General features: G+C 63.4%; 11 protein-coding genes and 1 pseudogene. 8 read left to right on the plus strand and 4 right to left on the minus strand.

Annotated features, from left to right (window positions below):
* Nucleotides 1-157 precede the first annotated feature (157 nt).
* From WBR57_RS07195 to WBR57_RS07220, 6 genes are all read left to right on the plus strand, one after another.
* Entirely contained in the window at nucleotides 158-880 is a 723-nt protein-coding gene (locus WBR57_RS07195; protein ID WP_424083236.1) for a GntR family transcriptional regulator, read from the plus strand.
* Complete coding sequence (locus tag WBR57_RS07200) at nucleotides 877-1,665, plus strand: SDR family oxidoreductase (protein WP_424083237.1); 789 nt, start codon at nucleotides 877-879, stop codon at nucleotides 1,663-1,665. Before WBR57_RS07195 ends, WBR57_RS07200 begins: the two co-directional genes overlap by 4 nt.
* Nucleotides 1,666-1,730: 65 nt before the next feature.
* Nucleotides 1,731-2,663, plus strand: a complete 933-nt coding sequence (locus WBR57_RS07205; protein ID WP_424083238.1) for a 3-keto-5-aminohexanoate cleavage protein — start codon at nucleotides 1,731-1,733, stop codon at nucleotides 2,661-2,663.
* A 66-nt stretch (nucleotides 2,664-2,729) separates the two neighbouring features.
* Nucleotides 2,730-3,608: an SMP-30/gluconolactonase/LRE family protein gene (locus tag WBR57_RS07210; RefSeq protein ID WP_424083239.1), complete on the plus strand. Its 879-nt coding sequence runs from the start codon at nucleotides 2,730-2,732 to the stop codon at nucleotides 3,606-3,608.
* Between the two features lie 73 nt (nucleotides 3,609-3,681).
* Complete coding sequence (locus tag WBR57_RS07215; RefSeq protein ID WP_424083240.1) at nucleotides 3,682-5,004, plus strand: MFS transporter; 1,323 nt, start codon at nucleotides 3,682-3,684, stop codon at nucleotides 5,002-5,004.
* 56 nt (nucleotides 5,005-5,060) lie between these two features.
* Entirely contained in the window at nucleotides 5,061-6,386 is a 1,326-nt protein-coding gene (locus tag WBR57_RS07220) for an MFS transporter (RefSeq protein WP_424083241.1), read from the plus strand.
* Here WBR57_RS07220 and WBR57_RS07225 read toward each other — a convergent pair.
* Nucleotides 6,341-6,517, minus strand: coding sequence for a hypothetical protein (locus WBR57_RS07225; RefSeq protein WP_424083242.1), 177 nt, complete (start codon nucleotides 6,515-6,517; stop codon nucleotides 6,341-6,343). The genes WBR57_RS07220 and WBR57_RS07225 overlap by 46 nt on opposite strands.
* 129 nt (nucleotides 6,518-6,646) lie before the next feature.
* Here WBR57_RS07225 and WBR57_RS07230 point away from each other — a divergent pair, with 129 nt between their 5' ends.
* Complete coding sequence (locus WBR57_RS07230; RefSeq protein ID WP_424083243.1) at nucleotides 6,647-7,570, plus strand: LysR substrate-binding domain-containing protein; 924 nt, start codon at nucleotides 6,647-6,649, stop codon at nucleotides 7,568-7,570.
* A gap of 75 nt (nucleotides 7,571-7,645) precedes the next feature.
* Nucleotides 7,646-8,008 carry a 5-carboxymethyl-2-hydroxymuconate Delta-isomerase gene (locus tag WBR57_RS07235; protein WP_424083244.1) on the plus strand — a complete coding sequence of 121 codons (363 nt, stop codon included), beginning with the start codon at nucleotides 7,646-7,648 and terminating at the stop codon, nucleotides 8,006-8,008.
* Between the two features lie 39 nt (nucleotides 8,009-8,047).
* Here the strand turns inward: WBR57_RS07235 and WBR57_RS07240 are convergent.
* The 3 genes and pseudogenes from WBR57_RS07240 to WBR57_RS07250 all read right to left on the minus strand — a co-directional run.
* A pseudogene (locus tag WBR57_RS07240) lies at nucleotides 8,048-8,335 on the minus strand (LysR family transcriptional regulator); the annotation flags it as partial.
* Nucleotides 8,336-8,494: 159 nt separating this feature from the next.
* Entirely contained in the window at nucleotides 8,495-9,937 is a 1,443-nt protein-coding gene (locus WBR57_RS07245; RefSeq protein ID WP_424083245.1) for an aldehyde dehydrogenase family protein, read from the minus strand.
* Nucleotides 9,934-10,869, minus strand: a 936-nt coding sequence (locus WBR57_RS07250) for a thiamine pyrophosphate-dependent enzyme (protein ID WP_424083246.1), incomplete at its 5' end; no start/stop codon positions are given. The genes WBR57_RS07245 and WBR57_RS07250, both read right to left, overlap by 4 nt.

The raw sequence follows: 10,869 nt of genomic DNA on the forward strand, positions 1-10,869 counted from the left end.
GTGTGTCAGTAACTGATCTGTTTACTGATACGCCCGATTCGCGAGCAAGCCCGCTCCCACATTCGTATGCGCACATCCCCGGATAGGAAACTATTTGACATATTTGATTTGTGATCACATATTGAGGCCATAAGAACGACAACACAGGTTTTGCCTCATGACAGATGGTCCGCTCCTCCTGCCCACCCTGCGCCAGGTATCCCGCGATACCTTGCAAGACCAGGTCTACCGCCAGATCCGCGAAGCCCTGATGAGTGGTCGCTTTCAGCCCGGCCAGAAACTCACCATCCGCGGCCTCGCCGAAGCCCTCGGTTCCAGCCCCATGCCGGTGCGCGAAGCGCTGCAACGCCTCAGTGCCGAAAACGCCTTTGAAGTCACCGAAACCTCACGTCTGCGTGTCCGCCTGATGACGGTCGAACGCCTGCGTGAAATCCGCGACACGCGGGTGGCCCTCGAAGGCCTGCTGGCGGAAAAAGCCGTGCTGCTGCTGCAGAAAACCGACCTCGACGAAATCACCGACCTGTGCCGGCAAATGCAGCACGCCGCCGATGAAGTCGACGTGTCGCGCTACCTGTGGACCAACTTTGCCTTTCACCGCCGCATCTACGCGGTGGCCCAGGCCGAGTTGACCATGGCCGCCGTAGAAAACTTCTGGCTGCACATGGGCCCATGCTTTGCGCTGGTCGCCCCGGATAAAGCTCACCTGCAACGCTCGATGGAGGCGCACACGCGCATCGTCGAGGCGCTGGCTGCCCGCGATGGCGCCGGCGCCCGCGCGGCGGTGACCGATGACATCATGCAGGCCGCCGACTCCCTGGCGCGCCTGCTCGTCAAGAACGACCGTACGCGGTCGTCTGCTTCAGGAGGTAAACGTGCATGAGTGTCCTACAGCGGCTGCAGCCTTATCCTGGGTTACGTGTGTTGATTTCCGGCGGGGCAGCCGGCATTGGTGAAGTGTTGGCGGCGGCGTACCTGGAAGCCGGCGCCCAGGTGCATGTGTGTGACGTGAGCGAGCCGGCCCTGGCTGCGTTTCGCGACAACTACCCGGGCAGCGTCGCCACCCGCGCCGACGTCAGCGATGCGGCGCAGATCGAGGCGGTGTTCAAGGTGCAGCGCGAGCATTTCGGTGGGCTGGACGTGCTGGTCAACAACGCCGGGATCGCCGGGCCCACCGGTGGCATCGATGCGATCAGTGATGCCGAGTGGCAAGCCACCATCAACATCAACCTGACCGCGCAATACCGCTTTGCCCACCACGCGGTGCCGATGCTCAAGGAATCGTCCCACGGCCATTTGCTGCATATCGCCTCGGTGGCGGGGCGCCTCGGCTACGCGTGGCGCACGCCGTACGCGGCGACCAAATGGGCCATCGTCGGCCTGATGAAATCCTTGGCCTCGGAGCTCGGCGAGAGCGATATCCGCGTGAATGCCTTGCTGCCCGGCATCGTCGAAGGCCCGCGCATGGACGGCGTGATTCGTGCGCGTGCCGAGCAGGTCGGCGTGCCCGAGGCCGAGATGCGCCAGGAATACCTCAACAAGATCTCCCTCAAGCGCATGGTCACCGCCGAAGACGTCGCGGCCATGGCCTTGTTCCTCTGTTCGCCTGCCGCACGCAACGTGACCGGCCAGGCGATCAGTGTCGACGGTAACGTCGAGTACCTGTAAGCCACGGAAGAACGCTTCGCTGCAGCCAGGATTTTTTTCATAAGAATAAAAGTCGGAGAATCGTCATGTCCAAAAAACGCCCTGTGATCATTACCTGCGCCGTTACCGGTGCGATTCATACGCCGTCAATGTCAGCGCATTTGCCGATCACCGCGCAGGAAATTGCCGACGCCGCCATCGGCGCCGCTCAAGCCGGTGCAGCGATTGTCCACCTGCATGCCCGTGACCCCAACGACGGCCGGCCGAGCCAGGATCCGGCGCTGTTCGCCGAATTCCTGCCGCAGATCAAGGCTGCCAGCGACGTGGTCATCAACATCACCACCGGCGGCGCACCGACCATGGGTGTGGAAGAGCGCCTGCAGCCGGTGATGCAGTTCAAGCCGGAGCTGGCCTCGCTGAACATGGGGTCGATGAACTTCGGCCTGTACGAAATGCTCAACCGCTTTACCGAGTTCAAGCACGACTGGGAGCGGCCGTACCTGGAAGAGAGCGACGACCGGATCTTCCGCAACACCTTCCGCGACATCGCCCACATCCTCAATTCGTGCGCCGAGAACCGCACGCGGTTTGAGATCGAGTGCTACGACATCGGCCACCTCTACACCGCCGCGCACTTCCTGGAGCGCGGCCTGCTCAAGCCGCCGTTGTTTATCCAGTCGGTGTTCGGCCTGCGGGGTGGCATCGGCGGCCACCCGGAAGACCTGGCCCACATGCGGCGCACCGCCGACCGCCTGTTCGGCGACGACTACGTGTGGTCGATCCTCGGGGCCGGGCGTGGGCAGATTCCGCTGGCGACCATGGGCCTGTCCATGGGCAGCAACGCGCGGGTCGGCCTGGAGGATTCGCTGTGGGACGGGCCGGGCAAGTTGGCGGCGTCGAACGCCGATCAGGTACGGCGCATTCGCACGGTGATCGAAGCCCTCGGCCATCGCGTTGCCACACCGGATGAAGCGCGGGAAATCCTCGGGCTGAAGGGGCGTGACCAGGTCAATTTCTAATCACAAAAAAGGCCCGCGTCACGGCGCGGCCTGCATCCCGCACAACAACAATAAGGGGATAAACCCATGCGTATCGAAGTGCTGGTGGACGTCAAGACTACCCTGGGCGAAGGCCCGGTGTGGGACGTCGAACAACAACGGCTGTACTGGATCGACAGCGCCGACGGCCGCATCCTGCGCTGCACCGACGACGGTCGCGAACTGCGCGCCTGGGAGGTCGGCCAGAAAATCGGCTCCATGGCCCTGCGCCACAACGGCGAGGCGGCCATCGTCGCGCTGCAAAACGGCGTGCACACGCTGGACCTGGCCAGTGGCGAGCTGGCGCTGGTCCAAGACCCGGAACCGGACCTGCCGAACAACCGCCTCAACGACGGCAAGGTCGACCGCCAGGGCCGCTTCATCTTCGGCTCCATGGACACCCTGGAAGACAGCGCCAGCGCCAAGCTTTACCGGCTGGACGCCGACCTGAGCCTGCACACCCTGGACGAAGGCATCATCGTGTCCAACGGCCCGTGCTGGAGCCCGACGGGGGAAACCTTGTATTTCTGCGACACCTGGTCCGGTGAAATCTGGGCCTACGACTACGACCTGGCCAGCGGCGATGTGAGCAACCGCCGTACTTTCGCCAAGGTCGATACCCGCGGCGGTGGCGCCGCCGACGGCTGCACCGTGGACGCCGAAGGCTGCCTGTGGCAGGCGCTGGTCTATGCCGGGCAACTGGTGCGCTACACCCCTGACGGGCAAGTCGACCGGATTATCCAAATGCCGGTGAAAAAGGTCACCAGCCTGACCTTCGGCGGGCCGAACCTGGACACCCTGTTTGTGACCTCGATGGCCAAGCCGCCGCTGCCGCGTTTCCCCGACGACGGCCAGCAACGCGGCGCGCTGTTCGCCATTACCGGGTTGGGCGTGCAAGGAATAGCCGAGCGACGGTTCGCCAGCTAGCGCGTTTTTTCAATAAGGCATATTCCTTCGCAACCTTGTGTCAGTGCGCGCCCTCGCGCGCCTGGAGAGGCCCATGGCAACTTTAAAAAAAGCGTCGCTGCGCAGTATTCACCGGCATTCCTGGGTATCGCTGCTGGTCTGCTGGATGATCTGGATCCTCAACGCCTACGACCGTGAGATCGTATTGCGCCTGGGGCCGACCATCTCCAAACATTTCGATTTGTCCGCTGACCAATGGGGCACCGTGGCCACCGTGGTCATGCTGGCTCTGGCGCTGCTGGATATCCCCGGCTCGATGTGGAGCGACCGCTACGGCGGCGGCTGGAAGCGCGCGCGTTTCCAGGTGCCGTTGGTGCTGGGCTACACGGCGATCTCGTTTCTGTCCGGCTTCAAGGCCTTGAGCGGCAACCTGGCGACCTTTATCGCCCTGCGCGTGGGCGTCAACCTCGGCGCCGGCTGGGGCGAACCGGTGGGCGTGAGCAACACCGCCGAATGGTGGCCGGTGGAGCGCCGCGGCTTTGCCCTGGGCGCGCACCACACCGGTTACCCGATTGGCGCGATGCTCAGCGGCATCGTCGCGAGTGTTGTCATCACTGTGTTTGGCGAGGACAACTGGCGTTATGTGTTCTTCTTTGCCTTCGTGGTTGCGCTGCCGCTGATGATTTTCTGGGCACGTTATTCCACGGCCGAGCGCATCACCGCGCTGTACGTCGACATCGCCGCCAAAGGCATGACCCCACCGGACAACGCGCCGGCCAGCACGGTAAAAGGCGAGGCCTGGCGCACGTTTGTCGCCACCTTGCGCAACCGCAATATCGCGCTCACGGCGGGCAATACGATGCTCACCCAAGTGGTGTACATGGGCGTCAACATCGTGCTGCCGGCCTACCTCTACAACATCGCCGGGCTGTCGCTGGCGGAGTCGGCAGGGATGAGCGTGGTGTTCACCCTGACCGGCATCCTCGGGCAACTGGTGTGGCCGTCGCTGTCGGACATCATCGGCCGGCGCACCACGCTGATCATCTGCGGGCTGTGGATGGCGGCCAGTGTCGGCGCGTTCTACTTCGCCAACACCCTGACGCTGATCGTCGTCGTGCAACTGCTGTTTGGCCTGGTGGCCAATGCGGTGTGGCCAATCTACTACGCGGTGGCCTGCGACTCGGCCGAGCCGTCGGCGACCTCCACGGCCAACGGCATCATCACCACCGCGATGTTCATCGGCGGCGGCCTGGCGCCGGTGCTGATGGGCAGCCTGATCGCCATGGGCGGCGGCTGGACCACCTTGCACGGCTACACCGTGTGCTTCTTTGTCATGGCCGGCTGCGCCCTGGGCGGCGCGTTGCTGCAACTGTTCTCGCATCGCCCGCCCGCGCGGGTTGTGCAACTCGAACCCTAGAACAACAGTGATGCGCCCCCCAGTCAGGCTGGCGGGGCGCCAAGAGGACTTGCCCGATGACTACCGCCACCCCAGCCCGCGAACCGCAGGTGCTGAACACATTGATGTTCGCCAAGTTGATGCCCTTGCTGATCATCGCCTACATCCTGAGTTTCCTCGACCGCACCAACATCGCCCTGGCCAAGCACCACCTGGACGTCGACCTGGGCATTTCCGCCGCGGCCTACGGCTTGGGCGCGGGGCTGTTTTTCCTGACCTATGCGCTGTCGGAAATCCCCAGCAACCTGATCATGCACAAGGTCGGCGCGCGGTTCTGGATCGCTCGCATCATGGTGACCTGGGGCCTGATCTCGGCGGCCATGGCGTTTGTGCAGGGCGAGACCTCGTTCTACGTGCTGCGCCTGCTGCTGGGGGTTGCCGAGGCGGGCCTGTTCCCAGGGGTGATGCTGTACCTGACGTACTGGTTCAACCGTGAACAACGGGCGCGGGCCACCGGCTATTTTCTGCTCGGCGTGTGTTTTGCCAACATCATCGGCGGCCCGCTGGGCGCGGCGTTGATGCGCATGGACGGCCTGTTCGGCTGGCACGGCTGGCAGTGGATGTTCCTGCTCGAAGGGCTGCCGGCGGTGGCGTTTGCCTGGGTGGTGTGGCACAAGTTGCCGGACCGCCCGAGCAAGGCGCCATGGCTGTCGGCCGAGGAAGCGCGCGGTATCGAACAGCGTATCGCGCTGGAAACCGAGGAAGGCGCCGGGGAGGGTGGGCACTCGCTGAAACACTGGCTGACCCCGCAAATCCTGCTGGCGATCTTTGTGTACTTTTGTCATCAGATCACTGTCTATACGGTGATCTTTTTCCTGCCGAGCATCATCAGCAAATACGGCGAACTGAGCACTATGAGCGTCGGCCTGCTGACCTCGCTACCCTGGATCGCCGCAGCCATCGGCGCGGTGTGCCTGCCGCGCTTTGCGACCACGCCCAGCCGTGCGCGGCGGCTATTGGTCAGCGGGCTGTTGACCATGGCGCTGGGGTTGGGCATCGCATCGGTGTCGGGGCCGGTGTTCAGCCTGCTGGGCTTTTGCCTGTCGGCGGTGATGTTTTTTGTGGTGCAGTCGATCGTGTTTCTCTACCCGGCCTCGCGCCTCAAAGGCCTGGCACTCGCGGGTGGGTTGGGCTTTGTCAACGCCTGCGGGTTGTTGGGCGGGTTCGTCGGGCCGTCGGTGATGGGCGCGATTGAGATGAGCACCGGCAATGCCATGAATGGCTTGAAAGTGATTGCGCTGGTGCTGGTGGTGGCCGCGTTGGCGGCGTTACGTTTGCGCCAGGGCCAGGAGGTCAGTCAGACCAGCAATGAGGTCGGGAACCCCGAAGCCAGCACCAGGTAAGCCACGACCGCCGCCAGGCACAAGCCGACAAACACGCGCAGCAAGGTCCTGGCGGTGGGGTGAGCGATGAATTTGATAGCCCAGAGCAGAACCCCGGCAAGCAGGACGCTCAAGGCGAAAATAACCGGCACGATGATGTTCCTGTGACCTTAAAGAGCTGATTTATAGTCGCAAAGCCGCGCGATGAACAGCGTGCACATAGACGCAGCCCTGCGGGCTTTCTACACTGCGCCTTGTCTTGGGGAAAGGGGCAGGCGCCGATGAATCGCAATGAATTACGCAAGGCTGACATCAACCTGATGGTGGTCTTCGAGGCGTTGATGCTTGAGCGCAACGTGACACGGGTGGCGGAGAAGCTGTTTCTCGGCCAGCCGACCATCAGTTCGGCGCTGAACCGCTTGCGCACCTTGTTCAACGACCCGTTGTTCATTCGCGTCGGCCACCGCATGGAGCCCACCGCGCGGGCCGAGGAAATTATCCAGCACCTGTCACCGGCCCTGGATTCCTTGTCGTCGGCCTTGAGCCTGACCCACGATTTCGACCCGTCCATCAGTACCATGACCTTTCGCATCGGCCTGTCCGACGATGTCGAGTTCGGCCTGTTGCCGCCGCTGCTGCGCGCGTTGCGCCAGGAGGCGCCGCAGGTGGTGTTCGTGGTCCAGCATGTGGACTACTGGCGCATTCCCGATCTGCTGGCGTCCGGGGATATCACCGTCGGCATCACCCAGACCCGTGGCCTACCGGCCAATGCCAAGCGCAAGCTGCTGCGCCATATACGCCCGCGCCTGCTGCGCGCCGATGCTAGCGACACGCCGCTGACCCTCGACGAATACTGCTCCCGCCCGCATGTGCTGGTGTCCCACACCGCCAACGTGTCCGGGTTTGCCGATGAGTGGCTGGCGGAAATCGGCCGCAAACGGCATGTGGTGCTGTCGGTGCCGCAATACAGCGCTTTGCCGGCGTTGCTGGCCGGCACTGACCTGATTGCCAGCCTGCCGGACTACACCGCCGAGGCCATGGCCGTGTCGGGCAATTTATTCTGTGAGCCATTCCCGTTCGAGACGCCCACCCTCGATTTGTCGATGGTCTGGCTCAGTCACGTGGACACCGACCCGGCCGAGCGCTGGGTGCGTTCGCGGCTCGAAGCATTCATGAGTGACCGTGGCTTGGCGGGCAAAGCCTGACAGCGCTTTCATGCCTGCGGCGTTGTGGCCTGTGCTATATCTACGAATCTTCCTACAACAAACTTGGAGAAAACCATGCCGCACTTGCACCTGGAATACACCGCCAATCTCACAGGCCTGGCCGTCGAGAAAACCCTGTTGCGGCTCAACAATGTGCTGATGGTGTCCGGGCAGTTCGGTTCCGAGTTCGATATCAAAAGCCGTGCCGTCAAGGTCGAGAGTTTCCAGATCGGCACCTCCCTCAACCCGCGCGCGTTTATCGCCGTGAAGCTGTCGCTGCTCAGCGGGCGCTCGCCGCAGGTCAAGCAGCAGCTGTCGCAAAGCCTGTTGGCGGTTCTGCAGGACTTGGGCGACTGGCCGGAGGGTGTGCAGGTGCAACTGAGTGTGCAACTGGTCGACATGGACCGCGAGTCCTACAGCAAGGTCGCGATCGGCTGATCGCTCACGCTGACGCGCCGCTATTGCTCCGGGCGTTCAGGGGCGTGCGGCCTGGTCACCGGCGTGGCAGAGGTTGATGCTTTCGAGGATTTTCAGCACATGGCCGTACATGGTGCTGGCCTTTTGTGTAGGACGCATACCCGCCCGTGTGTTGATAAACAGCTCATCCTCGAAACTGGTGCGCAATTTCTTCAGGCTGTAGCTCACGGTGGACTGGCTGACGAACAGCGTTTCTGACACGTCGGTAACGCTGCTCTGGTCGTACACGGCGACAAACACCATCAAGTCCTGCATATCGAGCTTTCTGAGCAAGTTACTGTTTAGCATCCCTTCCATCCGGTAAACCTTGGCACTGAGGCAGCGCGCGACAAGGCCAAAAGCTTAACGGAACGGACGTACCAATAGAAAGCTCTGTAGGGCGTTTCTATGTTTTGGGTGGGACAAATACTGTTTGCAACACGACGTCAGCGAATATGCCGCACGCGTTCAGTTAGCGCGGATCACATGCTTTATCTCCTGAAACGCCGCCAACCCCCACGGGCCCAGCTCGCGGCCGATGCTGCTTTGCTTGTAGCCTCCCCACGCGGTCTGCGGGAAGATCACTTGTGGGGCGTTGACCCACACCATGCCGGCCTGCAACGCGTTGGCGACGCGCTCGGCGGCTTCCGGGTTGGCGCTGACCACACTGGCGACCAGGCCGAAATCACTGTCATTGGCCAGGGCGATTGCCTCGTCCTCGGTGGTGAAACGTCGTACACACAGCACCGGGCCGAAGATTTCCTGATTCCACAAGGCACTGTCCAACGGCACATCGGTGAACAGCGTCGGACGAATGAAATAGCCCTTGGGCAAGTCTGCCGGGCGCTCGCCGCCACACACCCGCCGCGCGCCATCTTCAATACCACGCTGGATATGCCCGAGGACCCGCTGATATTGCGCACGGTTGATCAGCGCGCCCATTTCCACGTCATCGGCAAACGGGTCTGCTACGCGAATCCCTTCAGCCCGCGCCTGCAAGCGCTGCAGGAATTCATCCGCCAGGCTGTCAGCCACCAGCACCCGGCTGGTGGCGGAGCACATCTGCCCGGCGTTGAAAAAACCACCGCCACAGGCCAGTTCCACCGCCAGGTCCAGGTCGGCATCCGCCAGTACCAACAGCGAGGATTTGCCGCCCAATTCCAGGCTCACGCCCTTGATGGTTTCCGCCGCGCGCTGCATGACCTGAACACCTACCGCATTGCTGCCGGTGAAGGAAATCTTCGCCACGCGGCGGTCGGCTGCCAGCGGCGCACCCACCGCCAGGCCCGTGCCGCACACCAGGTTGAACACCCCGGTCGGGAAGCCGGCGCCGGCGATGATCCGCGCCAATTGCAGTTCCGCCAGCGGTGTGACTTCCGAGGGCTTGAGCACCACGCAGCACCCCGCCGCCAGGGCCGGGGCGAGTTTCCAGGCGGTGGTCACCATCGGGAAATTCCACGGCACGATCAACCCCACCACGCCGCAGGGTTCACGGCGCAGGCGTGCGCTGAAAGCAGCGCTGGGCAGCGCCACCGGGCTTTCCTGGCCGGCGTCCAGCGCGTCGCAGATCCCAGCGTAGTAGTCGAAAGTGGCGATCACATCGTCCACGTCGATGCCGGCTTCAAACAGCGGCTTGCCGTTGTTGCTCGACTGCAATCGCATCAGCTGTTCGCGCTGCGCGCTCACACCCTGGGCGACCTTGCGCAGCAGGGCGGCGCGATCATGGCCGGTGCTTTTCGACCAGCCGCCAAAGGCCGCGCTGGCGGCGTCGACCGCCTGGGCCACGGCGCTTGCATCGCCGACGCTGACCTGTGCGAGGATTTCCTCGGTGGCCGGGTTGATCACCTCCAGCACGTCCTGGCCGGCACGCCATGCGCCGTTGATATACACACCGTTCAACACCGCGCTCATAGCGCCACCTCCTTCATCCACAGCCCCTGGTCGATTTCAATCAGCGTCGGCCCCGGGCGGTCAGCGGCGGCGCGCAATGCGCTGTGCAAGTGTTCGACGCGGTGGACGCTGACGGCAGACGCGCCCAGCGCCTTGGCCACGCCGATAAAGTCCGGCGTGTAGATGTCCACACCGACCGGCTCGATGGCGCGGTTGAGCATGTATTTCTTGATTTCTTCATAACCCTGGTTATTCCACAGCAGCACGATGATCGGCGTGCGCGCCTCCACCGCGCTAGCTAATTCCGGCAGGGTGAATTGCAGCCCGCCGTCGCCGATCAGGCACACCACCGGCTGCCCATCGCCACGCCCCAACCACGCGCCAATCGCGGCGGGCAGGGCGTAGCCCAAGGTGCCGTAGCCGGTGGAGGAGTTGAACCAGCGGCGGGGGTGGTCGAGGTTCAGGGTCAGGTTGCCGCTGTACACCGGCTGGGTGGAGTCGCCCACCAGCACAGCGCCGGGCAATGCCTGCAGCACCGTGTCGAGAAACAGGGTTTGCGCGCGGGTGGCGGCGTCCCAGGTAGGGGCCAGTTCGGCCCACAAACGCGCGACACGTTCAGCACCCCAGTGGGGATCGCGCGCCGGCAAAGGCTTGCTGTTCAGTTCGGCCAGCAAGGCCTCGGCGGCGATGTGTGCGTCGGCCACCAGTGCGACCTGCGGCGGGTAGTTGCGCACGGTCTGGTCGGGGTCGATATCGATGCGCAGCAGCGCACCGGGAATCTCGAAGCCGCCGGCGAAGGTTACGTCGTAGTCGGTTTCCGCCAGCTCAGTGCCAATCGCCAGCACCACATCGGCTTCGGCGACCAGCGCGCGCGTGGCGACCAGGGTCTGGGTCGAGCCGATCAGCAGCGGGTGCGTGGAGGGCAGCATGCCTTTGGCATTGATGGTCAGGGC

Source organism: Pseudomonas sp. (assembly GCF_049590575.1).
Classification (GTDB): Bacteria; Pseudomonadota; Gammaproteobacteria; order Pseudomonadales; family Pseudomonadaceae; genus Aquipseudomonas.